The sequence below is a fragment of the Clostridium sp. MD294 genome, assembly GCF_000364165.2.
Taxonomy (GTDB): domain Bacteria; phylum Bacillota; class Clostridia; order Lachnospirales; family Anaerotignaceae; genus Coprocola.
Genome location: NZ_CP097810.1, coordinates 2617197 through 2637243, shown reverse-complemented (window position 1 = coordinate 2637243; position 20047 = coordinate 2617197). Strand labels below are relative to the sequence as shown.

Sequence of the window (20047 nt, the reverse complement as noted above, 5' to 3'; positions counted from 1 at the left end):
AGGAGAAAATTAAGTTGCATCTGAAAAATGTTATTTTATAGCAAATCCACTATAATTTAAAATTAGTGATGAAAATAAAAAATTACTTATAGCTTTCAAAAAAATAAGCTGATTAAGGATTATCAAGAAGATACTAAAAAGAAGGATATTACAAAATAATAAGATATAAAAACAGATGAAGGTATTATCAAAAGAATTAAAAAAAGATATATAATACAATGATATTATTTATAAAGAAGAAAAGTCTTAAAAAGAATGTAGTTATTTTACAGGGTAACCGAATAAAAATTTTTATCAAAAGATAACTTTTTGTTTTTGTATTCTTTGTTATGAATCAATTTTGAATAATATATTTTAAGAAAAAATTGAACGTTTTGAATTCATAATATGAATTTTTTTGCTTTTAAATAATATTTTTTTATGTGGTTGCCCTATTAATTTTATAAATATTATTGATTTTTTTAATGACTTTGGTATAATAAGCATATGGCAACAATTTGGCAACAAAAAATCAGTGAGTCAGAATAAAATATGGAATTGAAAGAAAATATCGGCAAAAATAATACAGAAATGAAGCATATACATTTAAGTTCTGTTTAAGTTTGCCGAGTGGGAGTAGTACCCAAAACTTCAGAAAGCCTTGAAATAACAGCATTTCTGAAACTGCTTTGTCCTCTCTGATATTAAAATGATATTAAATTTTAGATAGACCTTTTCGTTGATTTGTATAAAACGAAAGGGTCTATTTTTGTTTTAGGAATTTCTCCATTGTACAGATGGTGTAAATTTTCCACCACCATCACAAGTATAAGGAAAGTTTAACTTCCATTCAAAATATTCCTTTTTAGTAATTTGTCCATTTTTCAGCTCTGTTTTTCGAGTGAGCCATTCTGTTAAAAATTGGTTTACAAGGTTGTAATTGAGAAAAATACCTACTGGTGCAAGAGTAGTCCAATTATCAGAATTTTTGTATTCTACTTCTGTACTAAGTTCTTGGTTTTCAGTCATTTGAAATAGGTTGACTGTATTGGAATTTAACTCGTCCATCCAGAAAAAGGTCTGCATAATATCCTCTGCACTTCCAGAAACTTCTACATAGAAATTTAAGGAATTTACATGAAGTGCTTCGGCAATTTGATTCAAAAGTTCTTTTTTAGGGGTTCGATAGTTTGTTTCATATTGAGCAATGCGGTTTTCAGTCAAACCAACTGCAAGACCTAGCTCCCTTTGGGTCATTTCCCTAAAAATACGAATTCGCTTTATTTTTTCTCCAACAGTCATAAGATTTACCACCTTTTTTGTTATTTTATACTTATTATAACTGATATTTGGAAAATAGTAAATAAAAAAATTAACAAATATGTGAAATAAATACTTGCATTAACAAAAAAGATAATATATAATAAATATAGAAATTTTAACAAATAAGCGAATAGTAAAAGGTGGTTGGTAAGTATGAATAAAAATTTATTTATAAAAGCAGAAGAAATAGCGACAAAATTGGGTGTATCAAAGCCATACGCGTATAAACTCATAAGAAAATTGAATGAAGAATTAAAAAACAGGGGTTTTATTACAATTTCTGGAAAGGTTAGCAGACAATTTTTTGAAGAAAAAATTTATGGACTGAGAGAGGGGAAAAGTTATGTCAGCTTACAAAGATAAAAAAACTGGAAAATGGTTTGTATTTTTCTATTATCATGATTGGCAAGGAAAAAATAAAGGCAAAACAAAACGAGGATTTCAGACAAAACGAGAAGCGTTGGAATGGGAAAGAGAATTTAAACAAAAGCAGCAGCTTAGTCTTGACATGAGTTTTGAAAATTTTGTTGAAGTTTACAGTAATGATATGAAAGCAAGACTAAAGCTAAACACTTGGTTGACTAAGGAAAATATCATTCAAACAAAGTTAGTTCCTGCTTTTGGTAGCAAAAAAATGAATGAAATCCGTCCTGCTGATGTAATTGCATGGCAAAATAAAATGCTTGCTTACAAAGACGAAAAAGGTAACTCTTATTCAGAAACATATTTAAAAACAGTGAATAATCAGTTGAGTGCAATATTCAATCATGCGGTACGATATTATGAGTTGAAATCCAATCCTGCTTCAAAAGCTGGAAATATGGGCAAAGCTCAAACAAAAGAAATTGAATTTTGGACAAAGGAGGAGTATTTAAAATTTTCAGAAGCAATGATGGATAAACCACTTTCTTTTTATGCTTTTGAAATGCTTTACTGGTGTGGTATTCGTTTGGGAGAACTTCTTGCGTTGACACCAGCCGATTTCGATTTTGAAAAAGGTATAGTGACTATCAATAAACCTTATCAAAGGCTTCAATGTGAAGATGTTATTACTGAACCGAAAAAAGATATGAAGGAGGAAAACCAATGAGTAAAGAAAAAAAGATTGTTCCTATTATATCTGGTGCAACAGAAAAGGAACAATCAAAAGATGTTAACAAAAGTATAGCAAAAAAAGAACAAAAAAGCAATTTACAAGCCACAGAAAATTTAAAAAATTTTGAACAGGGGGTGTTGGAAACGATTACAATGGAAGAATTGTACGATACAGTTTATCCACCGAAGGCTGCTGTTGTTGATAAATTAATTTATAATGGTACATATCTTTTTGTTGGTGCTCCAAAAATTGGAAAATCATTTTTAATGGCACAGTTAGGCTATCATGTGAGTATGGGCTTGCCTTTGTGGAATTATCAAGTCAGTCAAGGCTCTGTATTGTATCTAGCCTTAGAGGATGATTATAGCAGAATACAAAAAAGATTATCCAGAATGTTTGGAATGGAAAGTACACCTAACTTCCACTTTGCTACAAAATCAAAGGCATTAAATGAAGGACTAGAGGAACAACTTATTCATTTTGTCAAAGAGCATCTATCGTCACACAAAAAGGAAATCATCAAATAGCTAAAAACATTGAATTTACAAAGTTTTTAAGACATAAAAATGGTAAAAAAATGATAAGTGTGACGATGTGACGGTATTTTAGACAGTAGGGAAAGTATAAAAAATATCGTCAACATCGTCACAAAACTAAAAAAGATAAAATAAAATTGTAAGAAAGCCTTGATTTTACAGCGTTTTTTGAATGTAAATTTTGAAAAAAAGTGTGACGATATTTTAAAATTTAACAAATAAAATATCGTCACAAAATTAAAAAATAGAGGTGTAAAATATGAAACAAGTACAAATTAGTGAGGATTTATTTCTATTGCTGATTAAATACCATATTTTGGAATGTTGTAATGATGAGGAAAAAATTGTAAAAATGTTAAAGGAAAAATATGACAGCATAATCAATCGAAATCTATATACAAAATATAAAACTGCTCCATCAGAAGAAGAAAAGGAAAAAGCTAGACAAGAATATTTAGATAGAAAAGGAATATACTCCAGTTTTCAATGGTAGGGTTTTCCTTGTTTACTATTAACAGAAACGTGACACGTTTCTATTTTTTAGTTGACAAGAGGAATTGCCTTTTTAAATACAAAAAACAGTAATTTGGAACAGATGTATATTACTGGTGTTTGGAAATGTTGTATGTACAACGTTTTTAGAAATAAGTATAAATAGAAGTATATAAAGTGAATAAAATAAAAACAGCCTTCAAAAGTGTTGTAGCTACAACACCCTGGAAGCAAATAAGGGTCTTCAGATTATTTTATAAATTTATAGTGGGTGTATAGTATGTAGTGTGTATATATTATTAATATAGGGTATATAACATTTTTTTATCAATAATTTTCTTTCTTGATGGCAAAAAAAGAAACAGAAATTTTTTCTTTTCAGCTATTAAGAAAGATTTTTTTTGCAAAATTTATATAAAAGTAGCTTTATTTTTTGATGGTAATATTATTTTATAGTATAAAAAGGAACAAAGAAATTTTCTATTTTAAACTGCTAAAAGGAAATTTTTTAATGAAAGATTTTGTTCAAAATCATTTTATTTTTAATAGTAAATATTATATATAGTACAATAAAAGTGACATTCTAAAAAAAGGAAAAGCCACGCCGAAGGCGTTTTGCAAATTTTAAAAAAATTTGCATTTGGGGTTTGGGGGAACACCAACAAGCAAGGAAAGGGATATCCCTTTCCCCTGCTTGCAATCAGTGCAGTTTTTATTTTTTATATCATTTTTATAATTACCAAGTTTTTATAAAATTATATAAGATAGAAATATATTTACTTTTTGGGGAAAGATTTTTTTCATTTAATGATAACATAATTTTAAATAAAAAAGTATAAAAATACTGTTGAAATAAAGAAAAAGTAATGATATTGTATTAAACATAGTAAAAGTTATAGAAGTTGTTTATAACGAAATAATGACATCTGAAAAACCAAATAAAAGCAGAATTCATGTTATAAAAATAATAAAGGAGAATATAAAAATGGCTGAAAAAATAAATAAAACAAATGCCAATATTGGATTTGAAAAGCAATTATGGGATGTTGCCTGCGTATTATGGGGACATATTCCTGCAGCAGAATATAGAAAAATTATTATAGGTCTTATTTTTTTGAGGTATATATCCAGTGCTTTTGAAAAAAGATATCAAGAACTTATTGAAGAAGGCGATGGATTTGAAGATGAACGTGATGCATATACAATGAATAATATTTTTTTTGTACCAGAGGAAGCTAGATGGAGTAAAATTTCTTCTGCTGCCCATACTCCTGAAATTGGAACAGTGATTGATAATGCTATGAGAGCGATTGAAAAAGAAAATGCTACTCTTAAAAATGTGCTTCCTAAAAATTATGCCAATCCTGATTTAGACAAGCGTATTCTTGGTGATGTAGTAGATATCTTTACAAATAATATTGATATGAGTAATACAGAAACAAATGAAGATTTATTAGGACGTACTTATGAATATTGTATTAAAAAATTTGCTGAAAAAGAAGGCACTAGTGGAGGCGAGTTTTATACTCCATCAAGTATTGTAAAAACGCTTGTTGAAATTTTAAAACCTTTTGAAAATTGTCGTATTTATGATTGTTGTTGTGGTAGTGGAGGTATGTTTGTACAAAGTGCAAAATTCATTCAAGCGCATAGTAGAAGACGAGATACCCTTACTGCTGCTATATATGGACAGGAAGCAAATTCTGATACATGGAAAATGGCAAAAATGAATATGGCAATTCGTGGTATTGATGCTAATTTTGGACCTTATCATGCAGATACTTTTACAAATGACTTACATCCTAATTTAAAAGCTGATTTTATACTTGCTAATCCTCCATTCAATTATCACCCTTGGAACCAGGATAAATTACTTGACGATAAACGTTGGAAATATGGTATTCCACCAGCAGGAAATGCAAACTTTGCATGGATACAACACATGATACATCATCTTGCACCAAATGGAAAAATTGGTTTAGTACTTGCAAATGGTGCATTATCTACGCAATCAAGCGGTGAGGGAGAAATTCGTAAAAAAATAATTGAAGACGATTTGATTGAAGGAATTGTAGCAATGCCAACACAGCTTTTTTATAGTGTAACAATTCCTGTTACATTATGGTTTATTACAAAAGGAAAAAAACAAAAAGGAAAAACACTATTTATTGATGCACGAAAAATGGGACATATGATTGACCGTAAACATAGAGATTTGTCTGATGAAGATATTCAAAAATTATCGGATACTTTTGTAGCTTTTCAGAATGGAACACTGGAAGATGTAAAAGGATTTTGTGCTGTTTGCGATATAGCAGAAATAGCAAAACAAGATTATATTCTTACACCAGGACGTTATGTAGGCATTGAAGAACAAGAAGATGATGGTGAACCTTTTGAGGAAAAAATGACAAGGTTGACTTCTGAATTATCCGAAATGTTTCAAAAAAGCCATGAATTAGAACAAGAAATTCGTAAAAAATTAGGGGCGATTGGATATGAAATATAATATTCCAGATAGGGTTTTAAAAGATATTACTTCTATGGCAAAGAAATGTAATATACAAAAAGTAATCCTTTTTGGCTCTCGTGCAAGAGGAACGCATAGAGAAAGAAGTGACATTGATATTGCAGTAAGTGGCGGTGATTTTGATGAGTTTTATTGGTTAGTAAATGAACAAGCATGGACATTACTGATGTTTGATATTGTAGACCTCAATAAAAGAATTTCAGATGAACTGAAAAAAGAGATAGAAAGAGATGGTATTGTACTTTATGAGAAAATATGATAATTTTTGTAAAGCATTAAATAATTTAAAAGAAGGAACACAACTTCATGAGCCTTATAATATTGCAGAGCAAACGGGAATGATTGGATTATTTGAGATTTGTTTTGAACAATCTTGGAAAATGATGAAAGAATTATTGGAACGACATGGTAGGTCTGAACAAAGAATCGGTTCACCTAGAACAATTATAAAAATTGCTTATCAATGTGGCATGATTTCCAATGAAGAAGGTTGGCTTGCTATTTTAAATACAAGAAATACACTTGCACATACTTATAGTGATGAACTTTCCCTAGAAACGATTAGAAATATAAAAGAAAATTACTTGTCATTGTTTGAAAATTTAAAAAATGAAGTGGATAATGATTGGCTTAATTATGATGAAAAATAAAATTAGGGAGAGATTAAAGGTGATAGAGTATGAAATATAAATTTGAAGATATTGCAGAGTTTAACCCAAAAGAAAATATTAAAAAAGGAACTCTTGCAAAGAAAATAGCTATGGAAAAGTTACAACCATTTTGTAGAGATATTCCTACATATGAAATAACTGAATTTAAAGGTGGCACAAAATTTAAAAATGGTGATACAATAATGGCAAGAATTACTCCTTGCCTTGAAAATGGAAAAACTGCAAAAGTTAATATTCTTGAAAATAATGAAATTGGTTTTGGCTCAACTGAATATATTGTTTTTAGAGCAAAACCCAATATTTTAGATGAAGATTTTTTATATTATTTAGTTTGTAGTTCTTTTGTAAGAGAACCAGCTATAAAATCGATGGTTGGCTCATCTGGCAGACAAAGAGTTCAAATTGATGTAATCAAAAAACTTGAATTAGATTTACCTTTATATGAGGAGCAAATAAAAATAGGAAGCATTCTTAAAAGTATTGATGATAAAATAGAACTGAACAATAAAATAAACAAGAATTTAGAGCAGCAAGCACAGGCTATTTTTATCAAAGAGTTTCTTTGTTTTGATGTTATTCCAGATACTTGGAAAGAAAGTTCATTAATTAATATTGCAAATTATTTAAATGGTCTTGCTATGCAAAAATTTAGACCAAATGAAAATAAAAATAGTTTGCCTGTACTAAAAATAAGAGAACTACGTCAAGGTTTTTGTGATAATTCAAGTGATTTGTGTTCGGCTAATATTCAACCTAAGTATATTATAAAAAATGGTGACGTTATATTTTCATGGTCGGGTAGTCTTTTAATTGATTTTTGGTGTGGCGAAATTTGTGGTTTAAATCAACATTTATTTAAGGTTACTTCAAATACATATGATAAATGGTTTTATTACTTATGGACAAAACACCATATTGAACAATTTACAATTATTGCTATGGATAAGGCAACAACAATGGGACATATAAAAAGAAATGATATTGAAAAGGCAAAAGTAATCATACCGCCGAAAGAGGATTATTTACGTATTGGTGCTATATTACAACCAATTTATGATATAATAATACAAAATCGTCTTGAAAATAATAAATTATCTTTATTGAAAGATACTTTATTACCAAAATTGATGTCTGGTGAAATTGATGCTTCCAAAATAAATGTTTAAATTGCAAAATTGTTGTTTAATTTAGGAGAAACATATAAATGAAAAATACACAGATAAAGATAAGTGATATTAGGTCAAATAGAATTGCACCTTTTGAAATTGATGATAAAAAATTGATAAAACTGTTCAGTTACTTCTTACATATTGCACCTACTATTAATAGTGGTACTGCTATGTCAATTGACTCAAGTAAACTTGAAGGAAATTGGAATAAATTTATCGAACAAGTATCTCCAAAACCACACCTTTTTAGAAGTTCAAGTTATCCACTTGAAAATTGTTTAAAGGACTATGATTTACACTCTGATGCTATTGTAAATAGAAAAAGTAAAGGGTTTATTTGCAAACGAAAAGATAATAAAGGTAAAGAAAAAGATTGTCAATGTTTCCTACGACATCTTCGTAATTCTATTGCACATAGTAATGTATTCATGCTTCATAAGGGAAATAGAAAATATTTACTCTTTGAAGATTTTAATAGAAATAATGCACGAACTTCTATAATACTTTGTTCTCAAACAGATTTACAAAGATTGAAACAAGAAATAATGAAACAGGAGAAATAATTATGTCAAATTTTTTTACAGAAGCAAATTACGAAAATGCCATTATAGAATTATTTCGAGAAATGGGTTATCATCATGTTTACGTTCCAAATATTGAAAGAGATTTTAATAATCCTCTCTATGAGGACGAACTAGAGCAAGCATTATATCGTATCAATACTTCTATGCCTGACGCTGCTATTGCTGATGCTCTCTACAAATTAAAAAATTTTGAAAGTGCCGAACTGATACAAAAAAATGCTCTATTTATGGATTACATACAACACGGCATAGAAGTACGATATTTTATAAAAGAAGAAGAACATTCTGGTATTGTTTATATTGTAGATTATAAAAATCCAGACAATAATTCTTTTATTATTGCTAATCAGTGGACTTTTATTGAAAAAAGTAATAGACGTCCCGATGTACTTATTTTTCTGAATGGTTTACCTGTTGTACTTATGGAATTAAAATCTCCTTCTCGTGAAGAAACCGACGTATCAGAAGCCTATCAACAAATACAAAATTATATGCAAGAAATTCCATCTATGTTTATTTATAATTGTATTTGTGTAATGAGTGACCTTTTAACTTCAAAAGCAGGAACAATTACATCTGGTGAAGACCGCTTTATGGAATGGAAAACACAAGACGGCAATTATGAAAATACACAATATGCACAGTTTGATACCTTTTTTAAGGGAATGTTCCAAAAAGAACGATTGCTTGATATTATAAAGAATTTTATCTGTTTTTCTAAGGAAGGCTTAAAACAATTTAAAATTCTTGCAGGTTATCATCAATATTTTGCTGTAAATAAGGCAATTCTTTCTACAAAAAAAGCAACAGAAACAGATGGCAAAGGTGGCGTATTCTGGCATACACAGGGCAGTGGAAAATCATTGTCTATGGTGTTTTATGCTCATCTTTTACAAGAAGCATTAAATAGTCCTACAATTGTTGTATTGACAGATAGAAATGACCTTGATAATCAACTTTATAGTCAGTTTGCAAAATGTAAAGACTTTTTACGTCAAGAACCGATTCATGCTGAAAATAGAGAACATTTAAAATCTTTACTTCATGGCAGACAAGCAAATGGTATTATTTTTACTACTATGCAAAAATTTGAAGAAGCCTTTGATACACTATCTGAACGTAGAAATATTGTTGTTATGGCTGATGAAGCACATCGTGGACAATATGGCTTAATTGAAAAAGTAGATTCTAAAACAGGAAAAATAAAAGTTGGTATAGCACGAATTATAAGAAATAGTCTACCAAATGCTACTTATATTGGTTTTACAGGAACACCTATTTCTATCAAAGACAAAAGTACACGTGAAGTATTTGGAGATTATATTGATGTTTATGATATGACACAAGCTGTTGAAGATGGTGCTACTCGTCCTGTTTATTATGAAAGTCGTGTTATTAAACTAAAATTAAATGAGGAAACATTAAAGCTCATTGATGCAGAATATGATTTTATGGCAAATAACGCTGACCCTCAAGTGATACAAAAAAGCAAAAAAGAACTCGGTAAAATGGAAGTTGTACTTGGAAATGATGAAACGATTGCTTCTCTTGTAGATGATATTCTTTTTCACTATGAAAATAACCGTGAAAAACTTTTAACTGGAAAAGCAATGATTGTAGCATATTCTCGTACTATCGCTATGAAAATATATAAAAGAATTTTACAACTTCGTACAAATTGGACAGAAAAAGTTGCTTTAGTTATGACAGAAAATAACAAAGACACTAAAGATTGGAAAACTATTATAGGAAATAAACGATATAAAAATGAATTGGCACAAAAATTTAAAGATAACACAAGTCCTTTAAAAATAGTTATTGTTGTGGATATGTGGCTAACAGGCTTTGACGTTCCTTCTCTTGCTACAATGTATGTGTACAAGCCTATGAGTGGGCATAATCTTATGCAAGCAATTGCAAGAGTAAACCGAGTTTTTCAAGATAAAGAGGGAGGTTTAGTTGTTGATTATGTCGGCATTGCTGCTGCTTTAAAAGAAGCAATGAATGATTATACCTCTCGTGATAAAAAAATTATGGCGATACAGATATAACAAAAGTTGCGTATCCCAAATTTTTAGAAAAATTATCTATTTGTCGTGACATATTTTACGGTTATAACTATTCTGAATTTATATCTGGTAATGACCTAAAACGTTCCAAAATTATTACTGGTGCTGTAAATTTTATGCTTGCAGTAGATAAAGAAAAAGAACAAGAAGATTATATAAAAGAGGCATTAATGTTAAAACAGGCGTTATCTCTTTGTTCCTCATTAGTAGAAGAAAAATTACGTATGGAGGCTGCATTTTTTGAAGCTGTTCGTGTACTCATTATGCGTTTTATTAACAAAGGAAGTGGAAATAAATTTTCATTGCCTGAAATAAATGCTCGTATCAATGAGTTACTAAAAGCGAGTATCAAAAGTGAAGGTGTGATTAATTTATTTTCTGATATATCACAACAAGTTTCACTTTTCGACCCCAAATTTCTTGAAGAAATCTCAAAAATGAAAGAAAAAAATATTGCTGTTGAACTTTTAAAAAAATTAATTGCAGAACAAATACATATTTATAGACATACAAATGTTGTAAAATCTGAAAAATTCAGTGAAATAATACAAAATGTAATAAACAAATATTTAAATGGTATGCTCACAAATGAACAAGTTATTGAAGAATTGCTAAATTTAGCAAAGCAAATTGCTGAGGCACAGAAACGAGGAGAAGAACTTGGGCTTACAGTAGATGAATTAGCATTTTATGATGCTTTAACAAAACCACAAGTAATAAAAGATTTTTATGAAAATGAAGAATTAATAGCTATTACAAAAGAATTAGCAGAAACACTTAGGAAAAATCGTACAATAGATTGGCAGAAACGTGACACAGCAAGAGCAGCAATGAGAATGATGATTAAAAAACTTCTAAAAAAACATCATTATCCACCAGAAGGTATGGATTATGCTATAAAAATAGTTATGACACAATGTGAACTTTGGACGGATAATAATGCAGCAGATTAACTTAACTATTTCAAAATAAATAATAATTTGATAATAATATAATGTTGCATATAAATAAATATTTATTCAAAAATTTGAATAATAAAAATGCTTGCTGATATTAAATTGATAGTAAAAAAATTTTTAAATAGAAATACATGGACAAATAAAATGAATTTTGGTATAATATAAATAATAAATACTATATAAAATACTATAAATCTAAAAAGGTCTGTTGACTTACAATAAATAAAAAACTATAATAAAGGCAGTTCTAATGAATAGAGCTGCCTTTATTTTTCATGCTAAATTTCAGATGATTTATTCTTTTTCATACCAAGAATAAAATCTTATATTTGACAAAGTGGACTTTTCCCAAGCATATGTAATTTTTGTGTCATTAAAGCATTTGTATCCTGCCATAGACATATATAAATCTGAAACAGAACTAGCTGTATTTCCGTGAGGATAGATAATAACAACATGGTCAGAAGTAATACCAATTGTAGTATATCCTTTATTTGCACAGCTTTGAGCGTCAGCATAATTAACAGAATACCAATGAGGAGTTTTGTTTCCTTTTAATGCTTCTAACATTTTTGCACAAGTACCACTTGGAAGTGGTGTACCATATTCTTCTGCAACATCTTGAGCAAAAATATTACAATATGTTTTACCTCCACTTGGTTGATATTTTGATGTACCTTCCACATCAATGTCGTCTATTACTTTTTTGTAGTCATCTTTAGAAATTGCCATACTGCTTTTCCTCCTTTTTTTGTTTCACTCTATGATTTTTTAACAAGTTAGGCATACTTTAAATGGTTAGCTTTTTACATCTAAAGTTTTTACTTGTTATATTAGATAAAGATAAAATTTTTGTATATTAGCAACCAAAATAATAAAAAATTTGGAAATTAGTAAATAGAAAGGATAATGGATATGAAACAATTTAAAAGGATAATCGCTACTACAATTTTATGTTCTCAAATTTTAACACAAGTATGGGCAAATGAAGTAGTGCAAACGCCTTGTTATATTAATATAGTTGATGTAGAAAACAGTGATTTTGAAAATGGAAACTGGAAATATAAATTTACTGCTTCGGATAGCACTTCACTTACATTAGAAGAAGGACAAAAGCATACATTCCTTATTATAAATGGTAAAATATCCTTCGAAAATGTTGTCATTCAAAATGATATTTCTTTTATTTCACTGGAAGGAATTTGCAAAGAATTAAATTTGCAAAAAGAAGAAAATAAAAATAGTATCAAAAATGGACTAGATAGTATTGTAATAGATAGTTCTCTTTCCGTCAAAAAGAATAATGAAATACTACCAACAAAAGCAATTTATGTAGAAAATGAAATATATGTACCTTTAAAAGAATTTGTAACCGCTTTGAATGGTGCTGTTAGCTATACTACAAAAGAAATAATGCCTTTATATAACCCTTTGATATGTATTGATACAAGAGAACAAAAAGTAACAAAAGAACAAGCATTACAAATGGCAAAACAAAAAATGAATCAATGTTATCAAAATTTTTTATTAGAGCAAAAAAATGACAATGCAAATAAAATGCTCATACAAATTCAGCAAAAAATAAATGATATGCAGTGTATAGAGGATACAGCTAGTTTTTGGATAATAGACGCTCCTTATTTACTGCTTATAGATAAAACAACCGGAGAAATTTATTATAAAACAGGACATGGAAATGCAGGGCATGGTTCTTATGTTGAAATGAGTGATAAAGTGGATACTAATGTAACAAATTTTTTTGAATTTATACTAAATCATGGTTTTTAAAAGAATAAAAAATTTCTGTTTTTTTTATTTTTGTAAAAGTTTCGTTGCTATTTTTACTTTTTTTCTCTCTTTATATGATGTAGCAAGTAAAGCCTATAAGAAAGGGACAAGCTTATAGGAAAGTCCCATTTGCTATAAAAATTAAAAATAAAAAGAGAAAGAAGTGGATTTTATGTCAGCTAAATTTTATCAAAAAACAATAAAAATTGCAACAGGAGAACAGATTACAGCTAAATTTTATATTGCTTCTCCTATGGACTTTTGTGTTGAACCAACGACAGATAGCAATGCAACTAATTGGGCAAAAAGCGGAGCCTTTGGAACAAATGCCTCTTTTTTTACAGTACAAGCTAACAAAAAAGGATATATGACTGCATTACATATTTTCAGAAATAAAGATATGTCGCAATATCCTGGTAATACAGAAGGCGGAAGCAATAACTATGAAAATCTGAATGACACAAAAACGGCTATGGACGTTTTATGTTGTAATGGGACAACAAAGAAAGTAAGCTTATTGTCAAAAATATCTTCTTGGTCACCATCAAATCATCATGGTGTGACTAACATGGAATGGGGTGTTGGTGGTTTTAATGTTTTACCATACAATTCCTATGCGAATGAGAGTGCATTTTTAAAGGCTTTTAAGGAGTATTATCCTAATTTGTATAATGGTCGTACAGAAGTTCATACCCCAAGAACTGCTATGGGTGTTCGCTCAGATGGTTCTGTTATATTAGCAGCTTTATTTGGCAATTCTACCAGTGATTTAAACAGTGGTCCTAATATCTATGGAGTACATCTTCTTATGAAATATTTTGGCTGTACACAAGCAATTTGTTTAGATGGTAGTAATTGTACCAAAATATCTTATAAATCAAACGGTTCTGCTACGAGTGCAGGTGCTAGTACCAGACTTACTTTTTGTAGAATAAGATTACTGGTAGATGTCGCAAATTCTTGTGATTGGACAGGACAATAATTTATCCAGTAAAAAGAAACCCACTATTTTTTTGTAGTGGGTTTCTTTTTTAATCAATTTCTATGATGGTATTTTTATCAGGGAAAAAGGGATTTCCAAATACTGCAATATCTTTTTCTGATAAATTTTCTGCTACAGCCATAGATATTTGAATCAATTTCAAATTTTTTAGGGGATATAATGCTTCTAATGTATTCAACGAAAAATTTCCGTCTGTCAAAAATAGCTCCTGCAATTCTTTCATTCCAGATAATACAGAAATATCAGAAATATCATTTCCTATCAAACCTAATTTTTCTATATGATAAAAATTTTTTAAAAAGGAGATATCTTTGAAAGGAGTATCTCCTTGCTGACAGTAATTGATATTACATTCTGTCAAATTTTGTTTGTTTGGCAATTTTTCAATGGACTGATATTCTTGTGCGACGCAGTTAGATAAATGCAAGGATTTTAAATTCTGTAAGGATGACAAAAAAGAAAAATCGTTTATACTGCAATTTTCTATAAAAATAGATTCTAAATTTTGATATTGTGATAGTATAGAAGAATCATTTAAAATTACACCACATATGCGAATTGTTTTTATCTCATCAATAGGATAATCTATTTCTTCCAATGACAAAAATTCGATTGCTGTTTCAGAAGAATATAACATATCTTCATATTTAAAATTGATTTCTATTTGTGTGTTTCCAGTATATTCATTACCAATATACTCACTGACTTTATTTTCCTCATCAGAGCAAGCTGAAAATGAGAAAAGAATAAAAAGAAATAAAAATAGCCTTTGAAACATCTGTTTTACTCCTTTGCTTTTATTTACATTCTATGGCAATTGTTTGTATATCATCAAATTCTTTTACTGTTTCATCTAAGCTAGAAGTATCAAAATAAAAATAAAAATCACTGTGACCATTTCCACCGCCACCACGAACAAATGTAACAGGAATATAAATGCCATTCACAGATACTTTGATATGTTCATTTACAAAATCCGTTCCTTCCTGTACTTTATTTCCTTCTCTATCTTGATTTAGCATTTTATTCAGCATACTGTGTAATTCTTCTGTTTCATCCATTACATTCATTTCAAGTTGAAACCCAAACATCAAATTTCTTTCTTCATCCCATGTTACAGTAAAATCTGTAAGATATTGTATATTTTTTTCAGTAATATCAAATTTGTTATTTCCTGTTCTTTTAAATTCTACAGCAAAATCGGAAATGTCTTTTGAAACATCTCTCTCTTCTTGCCTTTTTATTTTTAAATCCCATATTTTGTAGTAAGATGGTGAAACGTAATCAAAACATATCTTTCTTTTTTCAGGATACCATGTTACATTACCATAATACTCCAAATCGTCCATTAAAATAATACTCTTGCCGCCTATATTGTAAACATTTACGTCTATACTTTCATCGTCAGTTTGTGATAGAACTTCCAAAATGACACGATTACCTGCATCATAAGATTTTTCATCTCTATCAGCCCCATAAAAAAGTCGTGCAATAATATCAGTTTCGTAAATATTTGCTGCAAAAGAGCCAATTGCCTTTGTATTTTTGGGGGGAATATAATCTGCTGTTATTTCATTGGGAGATGCAATATCATATTCTATTCGCAGAGTACGTTCAGAATCTGAATACCAAACATCAAAGCCATATTTTTCTAAATCTTCTGCAACAATTCCTGTATAGCCATTGATATTATAAGACGGAATTGGCAAGCCGTTAATGTAAGCAACAATATCTGTGTTGACTGCTTTTCCAATAATATCTCCTGTTTTCGCAAAAACAATACTGCTGCTTATCACCATACAAAACAATAAAATAATACAATTTTTCAATTTTTTCATAAAACATTCCTCCTTCATTGATGATATGATTATAAATTTCTTTTTATATATAAACAACAAAAAAGACAAATTTACTACAACTTTTTTAAAAAAAGTGTGGTATATACGCTACACCAGATACATAAGGCTTTATGCTGTATTGCTCTCCTGTATGATAATTATTGATTTCCCAATCTCCTATTCCTATATCGCCATATTTAGACAATAATTGACTATTTACATGACAAATAACATTTTCAAAAATATGTACCATGCTATTCTTTTCTCCTAAATGCAAGACACAAAAAGGTAGTTCAGACTGGTTCAATTTTATACCATAAAGATACCAGTCAACAATATGGATAATACTGCCTTGCTTTTCTTCTTCTCTATAATAATAGTATAATGTGTCATTATAAATAGCAAAATCATTTTCATACATTTTGTCTTTTCCTGATAAAATTGTTTTTGTTGTGCCATTTTCTAAAGAATATGCTTTTAATAGTGTTTCATTTTCTTCTTTTTCGTAGTTATTTGTCCCATAATATAATGTATTATCATAAATTGAGAATGTAGAAATAAAATCATCTTCTAATTCTATTTTATGAAAATGCTTTTGTTGATATAATGGGAGAGCGTAGAATCCAGATTCCAATAATTCATCATTTTGATATACTATTTCTCCTCCCCATGTTGGATTTTCTCTGATATAAATGTATATCGTATCATTGTATTCTCTCATCTCAAAGGTTTTATTATTTATATTGATTTCTTTTGTGATGGTATTAGGGATTGTTTCTTTTGTAACAACATTAAAAAAGTTGTTTTTTTCCATATCATACATCCAAGTATCCGATAGAAAAAAATATTCATTGATATAGATATTACCAATCAGCTCACTTTTTCCACCATTTATAGGAATACGATAGAGTAACGGATAGTTGCTTGTTGGTGCATCATATATGTTAATCCCTTTAAAATAAACATATCCATCATTGCATACTCGCATATCCCTTACTTGAACAAATATATCAGAAGATAGTCCAACCTCTACATTTTTTTCTAAATCATATCTAAAAAGCTGAGGTAGGCACTTTTCTGTTCCAATATCCTTGAAATAGTATAAAAAGTGGTCTTTTTCTGCAAAAACACCTCCATTGGTTATATTTTGATAATTTGTAGATTCTGATGTTTGTTGTTTTGTTATGTTTTTTGTTTGTTCTAAGACTGTTTGATTTGCATAGGTGATACAATATTGATGAAACAGAATAATGATTAGCAGAATAACAGAAAATGATTTTTTAAATTTTTTCATAAATAATCCCTCCGATTTATATGTACATTTATATTTTATCTATATAAACAAAAAAATGATATAAAATACTACAAAATATTTTATTTTTTTAAATATTTTGTGTATCATACTAAATATAGCCCTTGCTTTCTGCAAGGGCTAAAAATTTTTAAATATTATTCTGTATATTCTCTGTCATAGAAAATATTTACTACTTCTGTAGTTCCGCTATGATTTGTACTACAGCAATCCGTATTATATTCCAAATACAAGGAACGGTTGGAACTGTTGTAATTGAATGGTACATTTGGTGTTGTTTTACCAAGTTTGCAATTTTTCCACACTACATTTCTGAAGTATCCATCATTTCTAAAATCAGGAGTTTGTTTATCTTTACTTGATTCGCCTAAAATTGGTACATAAGATGTCATAAATAAGAAACTTCTGTCAAATTTTTTGATGCCAGTTTTACTTGATTCTATTGTATAAGTTTTTCCATTTACAGTAAAGAAAATATTTCCTTTTTCATCAAAAGTATATTGCATTGTGACATCTTTATTAGGTAAGTATTCACCAGAGCTATTTTTAGTAGATGTTACAATAACATCATCAAATTTCTTAAATCCAGCATTTTCTCCTCCAGCGATGTTATAACAAGGATACCAGTTACCATTTGAATGAGGACTACAGATTAATCCAAAATCTACAGTAACATCATCACTTTGTGTAGAGATGTAGACAAATGCATTGCAACCTTGTTTAGAATTGGTAGAAGCCTTTAAACGAGCCTGACTTAAATTTACTGTAGCAGAGCCTGTTCTGTATCCCAACCACATATTGGCATATTTTACAACATATCCGCCATTGTCAGGTTCTTTATTCCATGCTTCTACTTTAACACCACTCATTGTTTGAGAAATAAAACTGTTGTCATAAAGATGACAATCTTTTTTAATGACATGAGAATAAGCAAAATCTTCTATCCATTTTTCTGCCTCTTTTGGTTCATTACAAGAGCCATAATATGCTGTAAATTGATATTTATGGTAATCACTATTTTTATCAAATACAGTTGCTCCTGTGTCGGTTCTTTTTACCACGCCATTTGCTTTTGTTCTAATTAATTCGATTGCTGCAAATAAGCTCTTTTGAGCAGCTCCTTCTTTATAACTACCTACATAAGCCTGATATTTCACATTTGTTGCTGCCCTTTGGCTTTCTACTTCTGCTTTTTCTAATGTAATTCTTGCTACTTTAGCTTGTCTTTTTGCAGGAGAAATATAAATATTTGTATCAAGAAATACAGTTTCTTTTTCTGCATTTTTGTGTGCTGTTACTTCGCCAACATAAATATTTTCTGCCTCTTCTATGCGAATATGATATGCTTTTTCCAATTCAACTGCACCTAGAGTAACACCTGTATTTTCTGGTGTAATTGTTTCATGTAAAAGAGTATTATTTTCTAAATCCTCTAAAAAACAATCTACTGTTTTGCTTTCTTCTTGCATATTCAGATGAGTAATTGCCACCATATACTCTTGATTTTTGTTTGTAATACAATCCATTTGAAAATCTACTTTCATATTGTTTCCTCCTTATTTGTCTATATTTTTATATTTGTAAGTTCTGGGCATACACTGGAAAAACCGCCCTATTTTTCCAGCTTATTATCACCTACATAATAGAAAGAGGAATTGAATACAAAATTAGCAACCTAAATTTATATTTTTTTAAAATTTTAAAAAATATATTATTTACATTCTATGGTAACGCTTTGAATTTCATCTAAATTTTTTACCTCCTTTTCCAATTCTATATAATATGTATAACCGCCAAAATTTGGTCTTAGTTCTATTGCAGAAATAGCTATTCTTTCTCCATTGATAAATACTTTGATATGTTCATTTGCAGCAGCAATATTCTCTATCACAGCATTTCCTTCAGAATTAATAGTTAAAATAGCATTTAATAACTGCATTAACTGCTCTGTTTTTGCAATATCATGGTCATCAATAGAAAAGTCAATTGTAATTTTAGCATTTTCAAACCAACTTTTTGTAAAATCTCTTACAGGTGTTTTTTCGCACCAGATGACTCTAAATGAGGAAAGATATTGATCATTTTTTCCTTTGACATTAAACCAGTCTTCTTTGCCTGGTCTTGTAAGTTCTAGAAAAAAATCAGAAATTTCTTCTGTTTTTACTTTTTCATATGCTATATGTGGTTTTATTTCCCAATATGGCATATAGTCAAAAGAAATTGTTCTTTTTTCTCCATTCCATGTGATGTAACTAGAATGACAATGCTCTAATCCATCTATATTAACTAATAATTGTCCGTTTATACTGTAAGAAGTACCATAAGTAATATTAAAACCATTTACTCTTGTATAAATATCAGTAGCTTGAGCAGTAAAGGCTACAGAACCAATTTTTTTATTCTCTTTTTGTGGGTTATAGTTTGCAGTTACTTTTTTATCAGGATTATATTCTATATATAAACAACGTTCTTCGTCAACGTAATTCAAATCAAAGCCATAGTTCTCTAAATCTTTTGCAATGACTACTGTTTCTCCATAAAAATTATAAGAAGGTATTGGAAAACCATTAATATAAGCTGTAATATCAGAATAAATAACTTTTTCTGTTTCTGCATAAACGTGATTTCCCATTATGAGAATACAATATAATAATACTAGCAATTTTAAAAATCTTTTCATAAATAATTCTCTCCTTTC

17 protein-coding genes and 2 pseudogenes are annotated in these 20047 nt (G+C 29.1%); 12 read left to right on the top strand and 7 right to left on the bottom strand.

The window, feature by feature from the left end:
- Window positions 1-753: 753 nt before the first annotated feature.
- Complete coding sequence (locus C820_RS13020) at window positions 754-1281, bottom strand: helix-turn-helix domain-containing protein (RefSeq protein ID WP_162213078.1); 528 nt, start codon at window positions 1279-1281, stop codon at window positions 754-756.
- Between the two features lie 174 nt (window positions 1282-1455).
- Between C820_RS13020 and C820_RS13015 the strand changes: the two genes are divergently transcribed.
- From C820_RS13015 to C820_RS12970, 10 genes and pseudogenes are all read left to right on the top strand, one after another.
- A complete protein-coding gene (locus tag C820_RS13015) occupies window positions 1456-1665 on the top strand; it encodes a DNA-binding protein (protein ID WP_162213079.1) in 210 nt (69 codons plus the stop codon).
- Window positions 1646-2365: pseudogene (locus C820_RS13010) on the top strand (tyrosine-type recombinase/integrase); the annotation flags it as partial. The gene C820_RS13015 and the pseudogene C820_RS13010, both read left to right, overlap by 20 nt.
- A gap of 23 nt (window positions 2366-2388) precedes the next feature.
- A complete protein-coding gene (locus C820_RS13005; RefSeq protein ID WP_004036957.1) occupies window positions 2389-2925 on the top strand; it encodes an AAA family ATPase in 537 nt (178 codons plus the stop codon).
- A 268-nt stretch (window positions 2926-3193) separates the two neighbouring features.
- Complete coding sequence (locus C820_RS13000) at window positions 3194-3427, top strand: hypothetical protein (protein WP_004036958.1); 234 nt, start codon at window positions 3194-3196, stop codon at window positions 3425-3427.
- Between the two features lie 984 nt (window positions 3428-4411).
- Window positions 4412-5935: a type I restriction-modification system subunit M gene (locus tag C820_RS12995; RefSeq protein ID WP_004036959.1), complete on the top strand. Its 1524-nt coding sequence runs from the start codon at window positions 4412-4414 to the stop codon at window positions 5933-5935.
- Window positions 5925-6215 (top strand): nucleotidyltransferase domain-containing protein, encoded by a 291-nt coding sequence (locus C820_RS12990; protein ID WP_004036960.1) that lies wholly within the window; start codon window positions 5925-5927, stop codon window positions 6213-6215. Before C820_RS12995 ends, C820_RS12990 begins: the two co-directional genes overlap by 11 nt.
- Entirely contained in the window at window positions 6202-6606 is a 405-nt protein-coding gene (locus tag C820_RS12985; protein ID WP_035296665.1) for an HI0074 family nucleotidyltransferase substrate-binding subunit, read from the top strand. Before C820_RS12990 ends, C820_RS12985 begins: the two co-directional genes overlap by 14 nt.
- A gap of 29 nt (window positions 6607-6635) precedes the next feature.
- Window positions 6636-7793 (top strand): restriction endonuclease subunit S, encoded by a 1158-nt coding sequence (locus C820_RS12980; protein ID WP_004036964.1) that lies wholly within the window; start codon window positions 6636-6638, stop codon window positions 7791-7793.
- Between the two features lie 38 nt (window positions 7794-7831).
- Window positions 7832-8359, top strand: coding sequence for a HEPN family nuclease (locus C820_RS12975; protein WP_004036966.1), 528 nt, complete (start codon window positions 7832-7834; stop codon window positions 8357-8359).
- 2 nt (window positions 8360-8361) lie between these two features.
- Window positions 8362-11402: pseudogene (locus C820_RS12970) on the top strand (type I restriction endonuclease subunit R).
- A 300-nt stretch (window positions 11403-11702) separates the two neighbouring features.
- Here the strand turns inward: C820_RS12970 and C820_RS12965 are convergent.
- Window positions 11703-12140: a hypothetical protein gene (locus C820_RS12965; protein WP_004036970.1), complete on the bottom strand. Its 438-nt coding sequence runs from the start codon at window positions 12138-12140 to the stop codon at window positions 11703-11705.
- Window positions 12141-12323: 183 nt separating this feature from the next.
- On the opposite strand from C820_RS12965, the gene C820_RS12960 reads away from it, so the two are divergent.
- Both C820_RS12960 and C820_RS12955 read left to right on the top strand, forming a co-directional pair.
- Entirely contained in the window at window positions 12324-13196 is an 873-nt protein-coding gene (locus tag C820_RS12960; protein ID WP_004036972.1) for a hypothetical protein, read from the top strand.
- A gap of 172 nt (window positions 13197-13368) precedes the next feature.
- The gene (locus tag C820_RS12955; protein ID WP_004036974.1) at window positions 13369-14178 is read left to right on the top strand and encodes a phosphodiester glycosidase family protein; all 810 of its coding nucleotides are present in this window, start codon (window positions 13369-13371) and stop codon (window positions 14176-14178) included.
- Between the two features lie 49 nt (window positions 14179-14227).
- Here C820_RS12955 and C820_RS12950 read toward each other — a convergent pair whose 3' ends face one another.
- The 5 genes from C820_RS12950 to C820_RS12930 all read right to left on the bottom strand — a co-directional run bounded on the left by C820_RS12950 (window position 14228) and on the right by C820_RS12930 (window position 20029).
- The gene (locus C820_RS12950; RefSeq protein ID WP_004036976.1) at window positions 14228-14977 is read right to left on the bottom strand and encodes a leucine-rich repeat domain-containing protein; all 750 of its coding nucleotides are present in this window, start codon (window positions 14975-14977) and stop codon (window positions 14228-14230) included.
- A gap of 19 nt (window positions 14978-14996) precedes the next feature.
- Window positions 14997-16037, bottom strand: coding sequence for a hypothetical protein (locus tag C820_RS12945; RefSeq protein ID WP_004036983.1), 1041 nt, complete (start codon window positions 16035-16037; stop codon window positions 14997-14999).
- A gap of 85 nt (window positions 16038-16122) precedes the next feature.
- Window positions 16123-17331 carry a hypothetical protein gene (locus C820_RS12940; RefSeq protein WP_004036985.1) on the bottom strand — a complete coding sequence of 403 codons (1209 nt, stop codon included), beginning with the start codon at window positions 17329-17331 and terminating at the stop codon, window positions 16123-16125.
- Window positions 17332-17486: 155 nt separating this feature from the next.
- Entirely contained in the window at window positions 17487-18893 is a 1407-nt protein-coding gene (locus C820_RS12935; RefSeq protein ID WP_004036987.1) for a hypothetical protein, read from the bottom strand.
- Between the two features lie 167 nt (window positions 18894-19060).
- A complete protein-coding gene (locus C820_RS12930) occupies window positions 19061-20029 on the bottom strand; it encodes a hypothetical protein (RefSeq protein WP_004036995.1) in 969 nt (322 codons plus the stop codon).
- Window positions 20030-20047: the final 18 nt, after the last annotated feature.